This window comes from Streptomyces sp. NPDC034670, from assembly GCF_055574875.1.
Window position 1 is genome coordinate 33,180 of sequence record NZ_JBVITR010000003.1, and the last position, 16,553, is coordinate 49,732.

Annotated in this window: 14 protein-coding genes and 2 pseudogenes; 6 read left to right on the plus strand and 10 right to left on the minus strand. The window is 75.1% G+C overall.

Going from position 1 to position 16,553, the window contains the following annotated elements:
• The first annotated feature begins 136 nt into the window (after nt 1-136).
• Nucleotides 137-1,804: a penicillin-binding transpeptidase domain-containing protein gene (locus ACZ56B_RS02835; RefSeq protein WP_468785540.1), complete on the plus strand. Its 1,668-nt coding sequence runs from the start codon at nt 137-139 to the stop codon at nt 1,802-1,804.
• 51 nt (nt 1,805-1,855) lie between these two features.
• Here ACZ56B_RS02835 and ACZ56B_RS02840 read toward each other — a convergent pair whose 3' ends face one another.
• On the minus strand, nt 1,856-2,212 hold the full coding sequence (locus ACZ56B_RS02840) for an SsgA family sporulation/cell division regulator (protein ID WP_468785542.1): 357 nt from the start codon (nt 2,210-2,212) through the stop codon (nt 1,856-1,858).
• 355 nt (nt 2,213-2,567) lie between these two features.
• On the opposite strand from ACZ56B_RS02840, the gene ACZ56B_RS02845 reads away from it, so the two are divergent.
• Nucleotides 2,568-3,746 carry a serine hydrolase domain-containing protein gene (locus ACZ56B_RS02845; protein ID WP_468785914.1) on the plus strand — a complete coding sequence of 393 codons (1,179 nt, stop codon included), beginning with the start codon at nt 2,568-2,570 and terminating at the stop codon, nt 3,744-3,746.
• A gap of 17 nt (nt 3,747-3,763) precedes the next feature.
• Here ACZ56B_RS02845 and ACZ56B_RS02850 read toward each other — a convergent pair whose 3' ends face one another.
• Together ACZ56B_RS02850 and ACZ56B_RS02855 are read right to left on the minus strand one after the other, a co-directional pair.
• Entirely contained in the window at nt 3,764-4,039 is a 276-nt protein-coding gene (locus tag ACZ56B_RS02850) for a DUF1876 domain-containing protein (RefSeq protein ID WP_468785544.1), read from the minus strand.
• Nucleotides 4,040-4,120: 81 nt separating this feature from the next.
• Entirely contained in the window at nt 4,121-4,966 is an 846-nt protein-coding gene (locus tag ACZ56B_RS02855) for an EamA family transporter (protein WP_468785546.1), read from the minus strand.
• Between the two features lie 262 nt (nt 4,967-5,228).
• Between ACZ56B_RS02855 and ACZ56B_RS02860 the strand changes: the two genes are divergently transcribed.
• Entirely contained in the window at nt 5,229-8,621 is a 3,393-nt protein-coding gene (locus tag ACZ56B_RS02860) for a S41 family peptidase (RefSeq protein WP_468785548.1), read from the plus strand.
• A gap of 93 nt (nt 8,622-8,714) precedes the next feature.
• On the opposite strand, the gene ACZ56B_RS02865 is transcribed toward ACZ56B_RS02860, so the two are convergent.
• From ACZ56B_RS02865 to ACZ56B_RS02880, 4 genes are all read right to left on the minus strand, one after another.
• Complete coding sequence (locus ACZ56B_RS02865; RefSeq protein WP_468785550.1) at nt 8,715-8,915, minus strand: hypothetical protein; 201 nt, start codon at nt 8,913-8,915, stop codon at nt 8,715-8,717.
• Nucleotides 8,916-8,991: 76 nt separating this feature from the next.
• Nucleotides 8,992-9,876, minus strand: coding sequence for an SDR family oxidoreductase (locus ACZ56B_RS02870; protein ID WP_468785552.1), 885 nt, complete (start codon nt 9,874-9,876; stop codon nt 8,992-8,994).
• Complete coding sequence (locus ACZ56B_RS02875) at nt 9,873-10,838, minus strand: alpha/beta fold hydrolase (RefSeq protein WP_468785554.1); 966 nt, start codon at nt 10,836-10,838, stop codon at nt 9,873-9,875. The genes ACZ56B_RS02870 and ACZ56B_RS02875 overlap by 4 nt, the downstream gene beginning before the upstream one ends.
• Nucleotides 10,835-12,406, minus strand: coding sequence for a flavin-containing monooxygenase (locus ACZ56B_RS02880; RefSeq protein WP_468785556.1), 1,572 nt, complete (start codon nt 12,404-12,406; stop codon nt 10,835-10,837). The genes ACZ56B_RS02875 and ACZ56B_RS02880 overlap by 4 nt, the downstream gene beginning before the upstream one ends.
• Before the next feature lie 196 nt (nt 12,407-12,602).
• Here ACZ56B_RS02880 and ACZ56B_RS02885 point away from each other — a divergent pair, with 196 nt between their 5' ends.
• Nucleotides 12,603-13,223 (plus strand): MerR family transcriptional regulator, encoded by a 621-nt coding sequence (locus ACZ56B_RS02885; protein WP_468785916.1) that lies wholly within the window; start codon nt 12,603-12,605, stop codon nt 13,221-13,223.
• Nucleotides 13,224-13,262: 39 nt separating this feature from the next.
• Here the strand turns inward: ACZ56B_RS02885 and ACZ56B_RS02890 are convergent, their stop codons facing one another.
• Nucleotides 13,263-13,781: a cupin domain-containing protein gene (locus ACZ56B_RS02890; protein WP_468785558.1), complete on the minus strand. Its 519-nt coding sequence runs from the start codon at nt 13,779-13,781 to the stop codon at nt 13,263-13,265.
• A gap of 229 nt (nt 13,782-14,010) precedes the next feature.
• Between ACZ56B_RS02890 and pdxR the strand changes: the two genes are divergently transcribed.
• Nucleotides 14,011-15,453, plus strand: a complete 1,443-nt coding sequence (pdxR, locus tag ACZ56B_RS02895; RefSeq protein WP_468785560.1) for a MocR-like pyridoxine biosynthesis transcription factor PdxR — start codon at nt 14,011-14,013, stop codon at nt 15,451-15,453.
• Nucleotides 15,454-15,574: 121 nt separating this feature from the next.
• Here the strand turns inward: pdxR and ACZ56B_RS02900 are convergent.
• Nucleotides 15,575-15,705 (minus strand): annotated as a pseudogene (locus ACZ56B_RS02900) (exodeoxyribonuclease III); the annotation flags it as partial.
• A 153-nt stretch (nt 15,706-15,858) separates the two neighbouring features.
• Nucleotides 15,859-16,032, minus strand: a pseudogene (locus ACZ56B_RS02905) (helix-turn-helix domain-containing protein); the annotation flags it as partial.
• A 119-nt stretch (nt 16,033-16,151) separates the two neighbouring features.
• Between ACZ56B_RS02905 and ACZ56B_RS02910 the strand changes: the two are divergent.
• Entirely contained in the window at nt 16,152-16,538 is a 387-nt protein-coding gene (locus ACZ56B_RS02910) for a hypothetical protein (protein WP_468785562.1), read from the plus strand.
• Nucleotides 16,539-16,553: the final 15 nt, after the last annotated feature.

Here is a 16,553-nt window from a genome sequence, read left to right on the forward strand (position 1 = left end):
CTAGGGTGGTGGCCGTCGTGTGCGCACACGAGCGCCGCCGGCGCGCCGCGCCGCGCCGTGAACGCCACGCACCACCGCCACCACGAGCGCCACCAGGGCCGCGGGAGCCCGGCGAGCAGCAAAGGAACGGAACACAGTGGGCAACAGAGGACGCGTCGCCGGACGACGGAAGACGAGACCCGCCGTACTCGGCGGAGCGATCGCCGTGGTCGTCGGCGGCGCCGGGTTCGGCGCCTACGCGCTGTTCGGCGGCGGGACCTCCGAGGAGGGGACGCGCGCCGCCGCCCGGCAGCAGGTCGAGGTCAGGACCGGCCCGCTGTCCGACGACGAGGTCACCGCCACGGCCGAGCGCTTCCTCACCGCCTGGCAGTCCGGGAAGGTGGGCGAGGCCGCCGCCGTCACCGACGACCCGGAGGCCGCCGCCGCCCTGCTCACCGACTACGCCGAGGACGCCCGCGTCAAGGACGTCACCCTCACCGCCGGCACCCGCGCCGGCGACAAGGTCCCCTTCTCGGTGAAGGGCACGGTGGCGTACGAGGACCTCAGCAAGCCGCTGGCGTACGACAGCGCGCTGACCGTCGTGCGCCGCGCCGGGGACGGCGAACCGCGGATCGCCTGGGAGCCCTCCGTCGTGCACCCCGACCTCAAGGACGGCGACAAGCTGGTCACCGGGGAGGCGGGCACCCCGCCGGTCAGGGCACTGGACCGCGACGGCGGCGAGCTGACCGCCGCGAAGTACCCGTCCCTGGGGACGGTGCTGGACGGCCTGCGCGAGAAGTACGGCGACAAGGCGGGCGGCGAGGCGGGCGTCGAGCTGCGGGTGGTGCGCGGCAAGGCGTCCGAGAAGGCGAAGCTGTCCGACAAGACCCTGCTGGAGCTGAGCGGGGGCACGCCCGGCACGGTGCGGACCACGCTGGACCCGTCCCTGCAGGCCGCCGCCGAGGCGCAGGTGGCCAGGAAGGCCCGGGCGTCGCTGGTGGCGCTGCGCGCGTCGACCGGCGAGATCCTGGCGGTGGCGAACTCCTCGCACGGTTTCAACACCGCGCTCCAGGGCTCGCTCGCCCCGGGCTCCACCATGAAGGTGGTCACCGCCTCGCTGCTGCTCGACAAGGGCCTCGCCGCCATGGACGAGAAGCACCCGTGCCCGAAGTACTTCAGCTACGGCGGCTGGAAGTTCCAGAACCTCGACGAGTTCGAGATCAAGGACGGCACCTTCAAGGCGAGCTTCGCCCGCTCCTGCAACACGGCCTTCATCAGCCAGGCGCCCGAGCTCGAGGACGACGACCTGACCGAGCAGGCCCAGCAGGTCTTCGGACTGGCGCGGAACGACTGGCAGGTCGGCGTGCCGTCCTTCGACGGCGCGGTGCCGGTGCAGTCGAAGGCCCCGATGGCGGCCTCGCTCATCGGCCAGGGCGGGGTGCGGATGAGCCCGCTGAACATGGCGTCGGTGTCGGCGACGGTGCGGGCGGGCGTCTTCCGCCAGCCGTACCTGGTCCCGCCCGAGGTGGACGGGCGCACGCTGGCGACGGCCCCGCGCACCCTGTCGGCCGGCACGCTGGCGCAGCTGCGGGAGCTGATGTCGTACACCGCGACCGCCGGCACGGCGGCGGAGGCGATGGCCGGGGTGGGCGGCGAGATCGGCGCCAAGACCGGGTCGGCCGAGGTCGACGGGCAGAAGAAGCCCAACGGCTGGTTCACCGCGTACCGCGGGGACGTGGCCGCCGCGGGCGTGGTCCAGCAGGGCGGCCACGGCGGCTCGACGGCCGGACCGCTCGTGGCGGCGCTGCTGAAGAGCGCCGGCTGAGTCCCGCACCCCGGCGCGGACCCGGCTCCTCGGGGGCGCGGGTCCGGCTCCTCAGTGCGGCACCGGTTCCGCGGCGGCGGCGTGCGTCCGCCGCAGGAACCGTGCCAGGGGCTTGGTGTCGAACTGCACCATGGACACCCCGTGCGCGGAGTGGAACTCGACCATGGTCTGCACCCGGCCGCACGGCCACACCCGCACCCCGCCGGCTTCCGCGGGGGTGCGCAGGCCCCGTTCCAGCAGGTCCCGCCCGACGGTCCACTCGCGCGCGTCGGCGCCCTGCAGCCTCATGAGGAAGGACCGGGGGTCGTGCTCGGGGTCGTACCGCAGCACCACGGGTACGGCCCCGCCGCCCTCTTCCGGGGCATCCGTGACGACGTGGGCTCGTACGTGCTGCTCGACTACGGACATCGGTGGGCCCCTTACGCTGTGCCATCCGGCCTGACAAGCCGTACGGACCGTGTACCCGCCCCGTCCTCCATGGTGCACGCCCACCGGAATCCTCGCCTCCGCTCCTTCCCGGGGCGGACGGCGCGCGAAGGAGCGCAGGCGCGGACGGCCCCGGGACGCCGGGCGGCCGGACACGGCGGCAACATCGCCGTAACGATCGCGCCGCCCCGGCACGGCCCGGGAATCGCAGGCGGACCACGGCCGTTGCTTCCACTGTCACAGGCGGCTGCCCCGGGCGGCCGCCGCCTGCTCCCCAGCCGACCGGAAGGGACCGACGGACGTGGATGCGGACGCGAAGGCGCGGGCGGTCGTGGACGTGACCGTCCACGGCACGGTGGCCGAGGGCTTCGAACCGGTCCGGGCGGCGTTCGCCCGGAACTTCGCGGCGCTCGGCGACCGGGGCGCGGCGGTCGCCGTCTACCGGGACGGGCGCAGGGTCGTCGACCTGTGGGCCGGGGCGAAGGACGTCGACGGCACCGAGCCGTGGGAGCGGGGCACGGCCCAGGTCGTGCGCTCGGCGACCAAGGGCGTCGCCGCCGCCGTCCCGCTGCTGCTGCACCAGCGCGGTGAGCTGGACCTGGACGCGCCGGTCGGCCGGTACTGGCCGGAGTTCAAGGCGCACGGCAAGGAGCGGGTGCTGGTCCGGCACGTGCTGAACCACCGTGCCGGGCTCCCGGTCCTCGACCGCCCGCTCACCCCGCGGGAGGCGGCCGACCCGCTGCGCGGCGCCGAGGCGCTCGCCGCCCAGGCGCCCGTGTGGGAGCCGGGCACCGACCACGGCTACCACGCCCTGACCTACGGCTGGCTGCTCGACGGCCTGGTGCGGCGCGTGACCGGCCGGGGTTCCGGCGCGTGGATCGCGTCCGAGATCGCCGGCCCGCTGGGACTGGACCTGTGGGTGGGGCTGCCGGAGGACCGGGCGCACCGGGTGGGCCGGGTCGGCCCGGTCGAGGGGCCCGAGCCGTCCGGCGTGCTCCGCGCCCGCCCCAAGCGCGCGGTCTCCGACGCCTACGCCGACCCGGCCTCCCTCACCCGCCGGGCCTTCGCCGCGATCACGCCCTCCCCGGACCAGAACGACCCGGTGTTCCGCGCGGCGGCCCTGCCCGCCGCGAACGGCATCGCGACGGCGGACGGGCTGGCCCGCTTCTACGCGTCACTGATCGGCCCGGTCGACGGCGTACGCCTCCTCGACCCGGCCACCGTCGGCCTCGCCCGCGCCGAGGAGTCGGCGGGCCCGGACCGCGTCCTGGTCGTCGGCACCCGCTTCGGCCTCGGCTACATGCTGCACGGCGGTACCTCCCCCTTCCTCGGCCCGGGCTCCTTCGGCCACCCCGGCCGCGGCGGCTCCCTCGGCTTCGCCGACCCGGAGACCGGCGTCGCCTTCGGCTACGTCACCAACGGCCTGCGCAGGACCGTGACGGCGGACCCCCGGGCCCAGGCGCTGATCCGGGCGGTGCGGCAGGCGGTGGGCCGGGGGGCGGCGCCTTCCGTATGAGCCGGCGGGCCGGCGGGTCATACGTGGATCGGGTGCGAGATGCGGCCCGACGCCGCGTCGATCTCGTCGTGCGCCTTGGTCAGCAGCTGCATGGCGAGTTCGTTCAACGCCCGGGCGCCGGCGACCTCCTCACCGACCCTGGGCTGATTCGCGTCGGTGTGGTGCCGGGTCGCGTGCCCGTGCGCCCGCACCTCGCTCCCGTCGGGCAGCCGGACCAACGCGGCCGCGCGCGTGTGCTGGTCGTCCTCCTGGAACTCCAGCTCCACGTGCCATCCCACTGCGGTGTGCATCATGACGACCACCTCCGGAGGCTCTGCTTCCAGGGTGCGCCTCCCCCTGCCCGGACGCACCCGGCCGGCGGCCGGCGCCGTCTCCTACCCCGCGCGCAGCATCAGCCCGATCCCGACGACCAGCAGCCCGGCCGCCGCGACGCGCGGGGCGCCGAAGCGTTCGTCGAAGAACAGGGCCCCGATCGCCGCGCCCACGATGATCGAGGACTCCCTCAGGGCCGCGACGGGGGCGAGTTCGGCGCGGGTCTGGGCCCACAGCACGAGCGCGTACGCCGCGACGGACAGCGCGGCGCCGAGCAGTCCGAGGCCGGCGTGCGGCCGGAGCAGGGCGCCCGCCCGCCCGCGCCGGCGCCACAGCGCGTACGCCGGGATCACCGTGCCCTGGACCGCCATCAGCCAGGCAATGTAGCCGAGGGGGGAGCCGGAGGCGCGGACGCCGAGCCCGTCGAGGACCGTGTACGCCGCGATGGTCAGGCCGGTCGCCAGCGCCGCGCCGATCGCCGCCCAGTCGGGCCGGCGCCCGCGCAGCCCCCACAGGGCGACGCCGGTCAGGCCCGCGCAGGACAGGGCGATCCCGGCGGCGGCCCGGCCGTCCGGCACCTCGTGCGCGAAGACGGCGGCGAGGACCGTGACGACCAGGGGCGCGCTGCCCCGGGCGATCGGGTACACCTGACCGAAGTCGCCCAGCCGGAAGGACTTCATCAGCAGCGCGTAGTACGCGATGTGGACGGCGGCCGAGCAGAACAGGTACGGCCACGCCCCCGCCGCCGGGGCCGGCGCGAACGGCGTCAGCGCCAGACCGATCAGCGCTCCGCCGCCGGAGATCAGCGCGAACCCGGCCAGCTTGTCGGTGATCCGGTGCGCGATGGCGTTCCAGCCGGCGTGGGTGACCGCGGCGACCAGGACGGCCGCGGTGACCAGCGGCGTCACGAGGCGCGGCCGCGCACGTCCGCCGGGGTGCCGCCGGGGTGGGTGACCGGCGTCCCGGGTTCCGTGACACGGGGGCGGGCGGCGAGGGCGCCGCGGGTCGTTGTCATGGGCAGAACCGTAGTGGCGGCCGCACGGCACAGGCGACCGCCCGGTCACCGGCCCCCCCTGGCGACACCGTTTCGCACGCGCTCCGGGTCGCGTGCCCGGTCCTCCCCGTCCGCCCGAGTTGCTGCGGCCCACCCCCCGGAAAAGCATGGAGAAGGTGAGCTACCTGCGCTTGCCGCACCTCAACGGCGACCTGCTGTGCTTCGTGGCCGAGGACGACCTCTGGCTCGCCCCGCTCGACGGTCCGGGCCGGGCCTGGCGGCTCACCGCCGACCGCACCAAGCTCGGCCACCCCCGCTTCTCGCCCGACGGCCGCCACATCGCGTACACGAGCTGGCTCAGTCTCGATCCCGAGGTCCACCTCGTCCCGGTGGACGGCGGTCCGGGCCGCCGGCTGACCCACTGGGGCAGCTCCGACACCCGGGTCTGCGGCTGGGCCCCGCCCGACGGGGACGGCCACGCCGAGATCCTCGCCGTCACCTCGCACGGCGAGCCCTTCTCCTACTTCACCTGGGCCTACAAACTCGCCCGCGACGGCAGCCCGGGCCGCAAGCTGCCCTGGGGCCCGGTGAGCGACATCCAGGTCGCCGACCTCGCCGGGGAGCGGAGGTCCCTGCTGCTCACCGGCACCCCGCCGCACGAACCGGCCTCCTGGAAACGCTACCGGGGCGGGGCGACGGGCAGGCTGTGGCTGCACGGGCGGCGGCTGCTCGAAGGGCTCGACGGCCACCTGCACTCCCCCCTGTTCGTCGGCGGCCGGATCGCCTTCCTCTCCGACCACGAGGGCGTCGGCAACCTGTACTCGTGCGCGTACGACGGCTCCGACCTGCGCCGCCACACCGACCACGACGCCTTCTACGCCCGGCACGCCGCCGGCGACGGCACCCGGGTCGTCTACCAGTGCGCCGGCGACCTGTGGCTGGTGGACGACCTGTCCCCCGGCTCCGTCCCGCGCCGCCTCGACGTGCGGCTGGGCGGCCCGCGGACCGGGCGGCGCCGCTACCAGGTGCCGGCCGCGCACCACCTGGACGGCCTCTCGGTCGACGAGACCGGCCGGGCGAGCGCCGTCGTCGTCCGCGGCAGCCTGCACTGGCTCACCCACCGCGACGGCCCCGCGCGCACCCTCATCGACACCCCGGGCGTGCGGGTGCGGCTGCCGGAGATGCTCGGGGAGAGCGGACGGGTGGCGTACGTGACGGACGCCGAGGGCGAGGACGCCGTCGAGATCGCCTCCCTGCCCCGGGCCAGCGGCCACCGCCCGCCCCGGCGGCTGGCCTCCGGGAGGCTGGGCCGGGTGCTGGAGATGACGGCGGACCCGGAGGGGAAGCGGCTGGCCGTCGCCGCGCACGACGGGCGGCTGCTGCTGGTGGACACCGATCCTCCCCGGGACGGCTCCGACGGCCGGGTCACCGAGCTGGTCCGCTCCGTCAACGGGCCGGTGCGCGACCTCGCCTTCTCCCCCGACGGCGCGTGGCTGGCGTGGTCCCACCCCTGGATCGGGCGGTCGCTGCGGCAGATCAAGCTCGCCCGGACCACCGGAGCGGACCGGGGCGGGCACACGGTCGTCGACGTCACCGACGGCCGCTTCGAGGACGAGAACCCGGTCTTCACCCGGGACGGCCGCTATCTCGCCTTCCTGTCCTGGCGCGGCTTCGACCCGGTGTACGACGTGCACACCGGCGACCTGTCCTTCCCGCTGGGCTGCCGCCCCTACCTCGTGCCGCTGTCCTCGGCGACCCCCTCCCCGTTCGCCCTGAACCCCGAGGGCCGCCCGGCCGCGGGGGGTCTGGACCCGGGGGAGCACGAGGGGGCCGACGAGGGCGGGGAGAGCGGTGCGGTGGCCGTCGAGGTCGAGGGGCTGGAGAGCAGGGTCACCCCCTTCCCGGTCGCCGCCTCCAAGTACTCGGCGCTGCGCCCGGTCGCGGGCTGCGGGCTGGTGTGGCTGCGCTGGCCGATCTCCGGCGCGCTCGGCGAGACCTTCGCCAACCCGGACGACACCAGCGGCCGGCCGACCCTGGAGCACTTCGGCATCACCAAGGCGAAGAGGACCGAACTCGTCGACCACCTCGACTTCTTCGCGGTCAGCGGCGACGGCACCCGGCTGGTCGTGGCCGACGAGGGCGAGCTGCGCGCGATCCCCTCCTCCGAGACCGGCGACGGCGACTCCACCGTGTGGATCGACGCCCGCCGCATCCTGCACGAGGTCGATCCGGCGGCGGAGTGGCGCCAGGCGTACGCCGAGGCCGGGCGGCTGATCCGCGCCTACTTCTGGGAGCCCGGCATGTGCGGCATCGACTGGGACGCGGTGCTGGAGCAGTACCGCCCCCTGGTCGAACGGGTCGCCTCCCCCGACGAGTTCGCGGACCTGCTGCGCGAGGTGCTCGGCGAACTCGGCACCTCCCACGCCTACGTCACCGCCGCCCGCCGCAACGAGGGCCCGCCGCACTACCAGCGCCGCCAGGGCCTGCTCGGCGCCAACCTCGTGCCGCGCGAGGAGGGGTGGACGGTCAAGCGCGTCCTGGCCGGTGACTCCTCCGACTCCCGGGCCCGCTCCCCGCTGGCCGGCACCGGCATCCGCGAGGGCGCGGTCCTCACCCATGTCGACGGCCGGCCGGTGGATCCGGTCACCGGGCCCGGCCCGCTGCTCGCCGGTGCGGGCGGGACGACGGTGGAGCTGACGTTCCGCCCCTCCGCCCCCCACCGCCCCGCCGGGGAAGGTCCCGCCGGGGAAGGTCCCGCCGGGGACGGCTCTTCGGCGGAAGGCTCCCCGCCGGAAGGCCCTGCGGACCCCTCCGGCGCCGCGGCGGAGGAGGAGGGCCCGTCCCGCCGGGTCGCGGTCGTCCCGCTGGTCGACGAGACGCCGCTGCGCTACCAGGACTGGGTGACCAAACGGCGCGCGGTGGTGAGGGAGTTGAGCGGCGGCCGGTGCGGCTACCTGCACATCCCCGACCTGGGCGGCTCCGGCTGGGCCCAGTTCAACCGCGACGTGCGCGGGGAGGTGTCCCGCCCGGCCCTGATCGTGGACGTGCGCGGCAACGCCGGCGGCCACATCAGCGAGCTGGTCGTGGAGAAGCTGACCCGCACCATCCTGGGCTGGGACCTCACCCGCGACGCCCAGCCGGTGTCGTACGCCTCCGACGCCCCGCGCGGCCCGCTGGTGGCGCTCGCGGACGAGGCGACGAGTTCCGACGGCGACATGATCACCGCCGCGTTCAAACTGCTGGGGCTCGGCCCGGTGGTCGGTCAGCGCACCTGGGGCGGCGTGGTCGGCATCACCGGCCGGCACCGGCTGGGCGACGGCACGGTGATCACGGTGCCGATGAACGCGGCCTGGTTCGACGCCTACGGCTGGTCGGTGGAGAACAAGGGGGTCGCACCCGACCTGGAGGCGCTGCGCACCCCGCTGGACTGGGCCGAGGGCCGCTACGCCCAGCTCGACGACGCGGTCCGGCTGGCCGTCGAGTTGCTGGAGACCAACCCCCCGGCGACTCCCCCGACTTACCGCGACGTCCCCGACCGCTCCCGCCCGAAGCTGCCGCCGCGCACGTGACGGGACGGTGAACTCCGGGCGGGGGAAGGGGCGCGGGAACGCCGGAAGGGGTGCCCTTCGCCGGAGGCACCCCTCCCGGGTCGGCTCAGGGCGTCAGGCGTCGTGGTCCTGGTCGAAGCGGTCCTCGGGCTCCCGCCGGCGCTGCGGGTTGTCCCGGTCCTCGTCCTGGCGGCGGCCGCGGTTCTGCATCTGCTCCCGGCCCTGCTGGACACGCTCCTTGCCCTGCTGGGCACGCTGCTTGGCCTGCTGCTGGAGCTGCTCGGTCTTCTCCTGGAACTGGTCCTTCATACCCATGTGGGCTCACTCCCGTGTGGGGTGGGGGGAACTTGCCCGACCAGATTCACACGGGCCATCACCCTGCGCATGTCGATCAGTTACGCAGCGTGGTGCGGTGTTGTTCGTCGGCGTCGCCGCCGGCTCCGACCAGCCCCGTGCGGACGCCGGACAGCCGGTCCGCGAACCGCCGCATCTCCCGCTGCCCCACCGTCCCGATCAGTGCGGGCAGATGACCGCGCACGCCCTGCATCCCGCGCAGCCACCACTGCCCGTACACATGGCTCGCGCGCCGCTCGATCCCGTCCACGAGCCGGTCCACGGCGGGACCCAGCGGGTAGGTCCTGTTCGCCGGCCACGGCAGCCGCTGCCTCAACTCCCGCATCACGTCGTCCCGGTCGGCCCCGCGCACCATGTCGGTGTCGGTCCACGACAGGTACCCGACGCCGACCCGCACGCCCCGGTACCCGACTTCGGCCCGCAGGCTGTGCGCGTACGCCTCCACACCGGACTTGGACGCGCAGTACGCGGTCATCATCGGGGCCGGGGTGATCGCGGCGAGCGAGGCCACCTGGAGCAGGTAGCCGCGGCTGTCGATGAGCGACGGCAGGAACGCCCGCGCGGTGACCGCCGATCCGATCAGGTTGACCTCGATCACCCGCCGCCAGGACTCCGGGTCGGAGTCGACGAACGGACCGCCCGCCGCCACACCGGCGTTGGCGACCACGATGTCGACCCGGCCGAACCGCTCCTTCACCTCCCGCGCGACCCGGGTCATCGCCTCGTGGTCGGTGACGTCGGCGTACCAGTGCTCGCTGTCGCCGTGCAGCCGCGCCGAGACCTGCTTCAGCACGTCCGGCTCCAGCCCGACCAGCGCCACCCGCGCCCCGCGCGCGGAGAGCTTGCGGGCCAGCAACTCCCCCACGCCGCGCGCCGCTCCGGTGACGACGGCGACCTGTCCTTCGAGACTGACCCTGCTCATGATGCGCTCTCCTCGGCGGGTACGACGTGGGTGTGGGCGGGCGCGCGGGTGGGGGCGGAGGCGGTCACGTGGGCGGCGACGAGCGCCCGGACCCTCCCGGTGACCTCTTGCGGTGCCTCGACCGGCGTCATGTGGCCGATCCCGGGAAGCTCGGTGACGCCGAGGCAGCCGGGCAGCGCGGCGGCCAGCGTCCGCGCGTGCACCGGCGGGGTGAGCCGGTCCGCGCCACCGGTGACGATCTCGGTCGGCACCCTCAACTCCCGGACGTCGTCGTCCAGATCGAGCAGGTCGAGGACGCCCGACCAGGCGTGCCGCACCGTGCGCGGGCAGGCGTGCACGATGCGGGCGCACGTCTCGACCATCTCCGGGGTCGCGGCGGGGCCCATCGTCGCGTACTTCAGGACCCGGCGGGTGAGCGGCGTGACCGGTCCGAGCGGGAGCCGGGAGCCGAGGACGTGCCGGGTCAGCCGGGTCCGCACCCCGCCCGCGCGGATCGGCAGCACCGTCGACTCGGCCACCAGGCGCGAACTGCCCGTGCTGCACAGCAAGGCGGCCGCCGCGTGCTCGCGGAAGGCGGGCCGGGAGGAGGCGGCCATCACCGTCATCCCGCCCATCGAGTGCCCGGCGATCACCGCCCGTTCGCCCGGCGCGAGGACGGCGGCCAGCACGGCCTCCAGGTCGTCGGCGAGCGCGTCGGTGCTGCACGCGGGGCTCGCGGGGGTGCGCCCGTGGCCGCGCTGGTCGTAGGCGACGACCCGGTGGTCGGCGGCCAGGTCCCGGATCTGCGCCGCCCAGAAGGCGGTCGAGCAGGTCCAGCCGTGGGCGAGGACGACCGCGGGCGCCCGCTCGGGCCCGTGCACCTCGACGTGCAGCCGGGAGCCGTCGGCGGAGACGGCGGTCAGTTCGCGGGAGGGGACGGGCGGGGCGCAGGGCCCAGGGGCCGTGGGGGCCTGCCGGTTCACGCGGCCACCTCCTCGCCGCCCCGGGCGACGGCGGTGTCCCGCGTGGCGCCGGTCCTCCTCGCGGACGGCCGCAGGACGGCGTACTCGGACAGGTCCACGTGCCGGGTGGCCCGCCGGAACTCGGTGGTCGTGCCCGGCCAGACGGTGGTGTTGCGTCCGTTCGCGTCCAGGTACCAGCTGGTGCAGCCGCCGGTGTTCCACACCGTGCGCCGCATCCGCTCCTGCACCCGGTGGTTCCAGGCGCGCACCGCGCTCGGCCGGGCGTCGAGGGCGGCCCGGCCGCCCAGGACGTCGAGCTGGCGGAGGTAGTCGGCCAGGTAGTTCAGCTGGGACTCGATCATCAGGATCATGGAGGAGTTCCCGAGGCCGGTGTTGGGCCCGATGACCGTCAGGAAGTTGGGGAACCCGGCGGCCGTGGCACCGCGCAGCGCCTGCATCCCGCCGGACCAGGCCTCGGCGAGGGTCCTGCCCTCCGCGCCGACGACCCGCTCGGCGATGGGCATGTCGGTCACGTGGAACCCGGTGCCGAACACGATCGCGTCGACCTCGGCCTCGGTGCCGTCGGCGGCGACGACGGTCGACCCGCGCACCTCGGTCAGCCCGCTCGCGACGACGTCGACGTTGGGCCGGGCGAGCGCCGGATAGTAGGTGTTGGACAGCAGGATCCGCTTGCAGCCGATGCGGTAGTCCGGGGTGAGCTTGGCGCGCAGGGCCGGGTCCTTGACGGCGCGGGCCATGTTGCGCTTGGCCAGCCGTTCCACGAAACCCAGCTCGCCCGGGTGCTTGGTGAACGCCTGGACCTGCAGCTCCCGCACGCTCCACAGCAGTCCGCGGCGCAGCTTCGCGGTGAGGGGCAGCGCCCGGTGCACGGCGCGCTCGGCGCCGCTGATGGCGCGGTCGGCGCGGGGCAGGACCCAGGCCGGGGTGCGCTGGAAGAGGGTGAGCCGGGAGACCAGCGGCTGGACGGCCGGCACGATCTGGATCGCCGAGGCGCCGGTGCCGACCACGGCGACCCGCTTGCCGCGCAGGTCGTAGTCGTGGTCCCAGCGGGCGGAGTGGAAGACCTTGCCGGGGAAGGCGTCGAGCCCCGGGACGTCCGGGACCTTCGGCTCGGACAGCGGGCCGGTGGCGGACACCACCACGTCCGCGCCGAGGCTTCCGCTGCTGGTCTCGATGTCCCAGCACAGCCGCTCGGCGTCCCACGCCATCCGCTTCACCTCCGAGTCGAAGCGGATGTGGGGGCGCAGCCCGAAGACGTCGGTGACGTGCTCGAGGTAGGCGCGGATGTGCTCCTGGCCGGAGAAGGAGCGCGGCCAGTCGGGGTTGGGCGCGAAGGAGAACGAGTACAGGTGGGACGGCACGTCGCACGCGCAGCCGGGATAGCTGTTGTCCCGCCAGGTGCCGCCGACGGCGCCCGCCCGCTCCAGGACGACGAAGTCGGTGATCCCCTCGCGCCGCAGCCGCACCGCGGCCCCGAGCCCGCCGAACCCGGACCCGATCACCGCCACCCGTACGTGCTCGCGTCCGCGTCCGCGCCCTTTTCCGTTCCCGTGCTCGTGCTCGGCCATCCCGGAAGCCTCCACGTCTCGCCCAGAACTTTGCCAGTGAACACTGGCGCAATGGGGAGCGTAGAACAGCCCCGTACCGATGGGTAGGGGGCGCGCAGCGAAAGTTACCCCCGGTACGCCCTAGGCTGCTGACGTGGCAGAGGACGCAGACGACGCAGAGGGCACCGCGGGCTCCGGCGAGCGGCGCGAGTACCGCATGGAGGAACTGGCCCGGCTGGCCGGCATCACGGTGCGCACCCTGCGCTTCTACCGCGAACGCAAGCTGATCCCGCCGCCTCGCCGCGAGGGCCGCATCGCCTGGTACGACGACCACCACCTGGCCCGCCTGCGCACGATCACGGCCCTGCTGGAGCGCGGCCACACCCTGAACGGCATAGCGGAACTCGCCGAGGCCTTCGACCACGGCCGCGGCGTCGGCGACCTCCTCGGCGTGGAGACCCCCACCGAGGAGACCCCGGTCCGCCTCACCCCCGAGGAACTCGCCGACCACTTCGCCGGCCAGGTCACCCCGGAGAATCTGGCCGCCGCGCTGGACCTCGGCTACCTCGGCGTCGACGGCGAGGAGATCGTCCACGTCAGCCGCCGCCTGCTGGACGTGTCCTCCGCCCTGGTCCGCGAGGGCATCCCGCTCGCGGAGGTGCTCCGCGCCGGCCGGGAGGCCCGCTCCCACGCCGACGCCCTGGCCGACCTCTTCGCCTCCCTGATCCTCCGCCACGCCCCCGAGGAGGCCCTCCACCGCCTGCGCCCCCTGGCCCGCAGCGTGGTCGACGCGGAGCTGTCCCTGGCCCTGGACCGGCGGCTGCGCAGGAAGGACTGACCGCCGCGGGGGCACGGACGGCCCCCGCCCCGCGGCCGGTCAGGCGTCGGCGAGCTCCGCCTGCCAGCGGGGGCTGGCGACGTAGTGGTTGTCGTACCGCTCGGAACTGGCCTTGATGTCCTCGACGGTGGCCTCCCCCCGGTACACGCGCTCCAGCAGACGGTAGTAGTCGAAGCGGTCCGTGCCGGGGGTGAAGGCGACCAGCACGTCGGCCTCCTCGCCGGGGGCCGGGGCGAAGGCGTGCGGCAGCCGCGGCGGCACCGTCACGAAGTCGCCCGTCCCCAGGGTGACGATCCGGTCGCCCAGCAGCACGCGCAGGCTGCCGCCGAGCACGAAGAACATCTCGGTCGCCCTGGTGTGGAAGTGGGCCGGGGCGCCCGGGGACCCCTTGCGCAGGGTGGCCCGGTTGGCCGTCAGCGCCCCCTGCGTCCGGTCGGAGTCGGCGAGCAGGGTGATGAGGCTGGCGGCCCCGTCCTGCAGCGTCCGTGCGGAGTCGGCGCGGACGAGGACGGGACGGGCGGACGCGTCCACCGGGTCGTCCTGGATCCGTTCGGGCATGGGGCTCTCCTCGGGCGTGGTCGGGCGGGTGCGGCGACGAGGAGCGGGCCCCCACGGGCCCCCGGGTCCCCACGGGTCCCCGGGTGGTCCGGGACCGCCCCGGACCGGTCCCGGACCCGGGAGGGCCCCGGACCGTCCGCGGTCCCGGCGTCGCGCCGGGCCCCGTCGGCCCCGTTCCTCGTGACCACCACGCTAGGCCCCGCGAAGACCCCGCGTAGGGTGCATTCCCGTGACGGATTCATGGGTCAATCCGGCCGGGCGCACCGGCAGCGACCTCCACCTGGACCTGGATCTCGACCCGGCCGGAGGCGGCAGCCGCCGCGCCGTGCTCGGCCGCGCGCTGCGCGAGGCGATCCGGGAGGGACGACTGGCACCGGGCACCCGGCTCCCTCCCTACCGGTCGCTCGCCGCCGACCTCGGGCTGGCCCGCAACACCGTCGCCGAGACCTACGCCGAACTCGTCGCCGAGGGCTGGCTGGTCGCCCGCCAGGGGTCGGGGACCCGGGTGGCGCCCAGAGCGAGGCCGGCCGCGTCCCCACGCGCACCCGGGCCCGTCCCGGCCCCTCCGGAGCCGCCCGCCCACAACCTGCGGCAGGGCCTGCCGGACGTCGCCTCCTTCCCCCGCACGGCCTGGCTGGCCGCCGCACGGCGGGCACTGAACGCGGCGCCCCACGAGGCGTTCGGGCCCGGCGACCCCCGCGGACGGCCCGAACTGCGACGCGCCCTCGCCGGATACCTGTCCCGTGTGCGCGGCGTGCGCGCCGACCCCGAGGCGATCGTCGTGTGCTCCGGTGTCGCGCACGCCCTGCGTCTGCTCTTCGGCGGGAAGGTGCTGCGCGGCCCCCTGGCCGTGGAGTCCTACGGCCTGCCGTTCCACCGGTCGGTCCTGGAGGCCGCGCGGGTACGGACCGTGCCCCTGACGCTGGACGAACACGGCGCCCGCACCGCGGAGCTGCCCACGCTGGAGGGGGTACGGGCGGCGCTGCTCACCCCCGCCCACCAGTTCCCCACGGGAGGGCCGCTGCACGCCGGGCGACGGGCCGCCGCGGTGGACTGGGCGCGCGGGAGCGGGGGCGTGCTGCTGGAGGACGACTACGACGGGGAGTTCCGCTACGACCGGGAGCCGGTCGGCGCCGTCCAGGGCCTCGATCCGCAGCGCGTCGTGTACCTGGGCTCCCTGAGCAAGAGCCTCTCCCCCGCACTGCGACTGGGCTGGATGGTGCTGCCGGACCACCTGGTGGGGCCCGTGCTGCGCGCCAAGGGCGAGCGCGAGGCCTGGGCCGGGGTCACCGACCAGCTGACCCTCGCCGAGTTCATCGAGTCGGGCCACTACGACCGGCACATCCGCCGGAGCCGGCAGCGCTACCGGGACCGCCGGGACCGCCTGGTCTCCCTCCTCGCCCGCCGGGCGCCGCACATCGCCCCCACGGGCGTCGCCGCCGGACTGCACGCGGTGCTGGGCCTGCCGCCCGGCACCGAACGGTCGGTGACCGGGGCCGCGGCCCGCCGGCGCATCGCCGTGGACGGACTCGCCGGCTTCCGGCACCCGGCCGCCACCATGCCCGCCCACGACGGTCTGGTCGTCGGCTACGCCGCACCCCCCGACCACGGTTTCGCAGCGGCGCTCGACGCCCTCTGCGGCATCCTGCCGCCACCGCCCGACGGGAGCTGACGGCCCCGGCGTACCGGTGCCGACGCCTGGCCGGCGGGCTCCCCACCGACCGGGACCGGCACCGCGCCCCGCGTCGTCCGGGCGACCGGGCACCCGCACCGGCCCGTCCGCCGCGGGCCGCCTACGCGAAGACCACCGTCACCGGCGCGTGGTCCGACCAGCGCTCGGCGTGCGTGGCCGCGCGCTCCACGTACGCCTCGACCGCGCGCTCCGCGAGCCCGGGGTCGCCATCTGATAGTCGATGCGCCGACCGATCACGGTCTTGATCCGGCCCAGGGTCCAGCGCTGGTCCTCCCAGCCGTGCGCGGCCGGCCCCTTGGCCAGCTCCGCCTCCAGCTGGGCGAACTGCTCGCCGCTCAGCCTCGGCAACGACGCCGGGCCCTGCGACCGCAGAGCACGCGGCCCGCCCTCGTCCCACGCCCGCCGCCATCGCTGCACCGACCGGACACTGACGCGCAGGTCCTTGGCGATCGCCGAACTCGCCTCGCCGCGGGCGAACCGCTCGGCTGCCTGAAGCCGTAACCCCTCGCGGAACTGCTGTCGTTCGGCGGTCAGCCCGCCCCCTTGCGGATACCGCATGCACCGGTGATACCGCAGGCGACTGCCGCCCGTCAGCCCCTACGACACCACGAGTTCAACCTCAGTAACGATCGGGCTCCCGCCGGGCAGTCCGGCGGAGGGACACCACGGAGGACGACATGGCGACGAAGGCGGCGAAGCTCGTATTCACCACCACGGCGAAGGGGACCCGCGTCCGCAAGGACGGCTGCCGCTACGCGAAGACCGCCGCCCCTGTCGACCGGCTCGCGGTCCTGGATGCCGCGAAGCTGGCCACGTGCTGCCGCCCGAAAGCCGTCGACGTCGACGCCGTCCGCGCGAAGCTGACCGCCCGAGAGGCCGCCGCCGCCAAGTCGCGGAAGTCCGCCACGAAGGCCGCGCCGAAGCGGACGCGGAAGGCCACCCCGGCGAAAAAGGCCGCGCCGGTCGAGTCCCGCCGCATGAAGTCATCGGCCACGGAAACGAAGCTGTTCGCCGCGAAGCGGACCCTGGCCGATGACCAGATGGTCCCCGAGGGCGCGCGCTGATTTCGCCGGAACCGG

Excerpts from the sequence above, each read along its gene's own strand:
- ACZ56B_RS02840 (WP_468785542.1), bottom strand. The coding sequence starts at position 2,212 with ATGTCCGTAGTCGAGCAGCACGTACGAGCCCACGTCGTCACGGATGCC.
- ACZ56B_RS02850 (WP_468785544.1), bottom strand. The coding sequence starts at position 4,039 with ATGATGCACACCGCAGTGGGATGGCACGTGGAGCTGGAGTTCCAGGAG.
- ACZ56B_RS02865 (WP_468785550.1), bottom strand. The coding sequence starts at position 8,915 with ATGGGTATGAAGGACCAGTTCCAGGAGAAGACCGAGCAGCTCCAGCAG.
- ACZ56B_RS02870 (WP_468785552.1), bottom strand. The coding sequence starts at position 9,876 with ATGAGCAGGGTCAGTCTCGAAGGACAGGTCGCCGTCGTCACCGGAGCG.
- ACZ56B_RS02880 (WP_468785556.1), bottom strand. The coding sequence starts at position 12,406 with ATGGCCGAGCACGAGCACGGGAACGGAAAAGGGCGCGGACGCGGACGC.
- ACZ56B_RS02885 (WP_468785916.1), top strand. The coding sequence starts at position 12,603 with ATGGAGGAACTGGCCCGGCTGGCCGGCATCACGGTGCGCACCCTGCGC.
- ACZ56B_RS02890 (WP_468785558.1), bottom strand. The coding sequence starts at position 13,781 with ATGCCCGAACGGATCCAGGACGACCCGGTGGACGCGTCCGCCCGTCCC.
- ACZ56B_RS02910 (WP_468785562.1), top strand. The coding sequence starts at position 16,152 with ATGGCGACGAAGGCGGCGAAGCTCGTATTCACCACCACGGCGAAGGGG.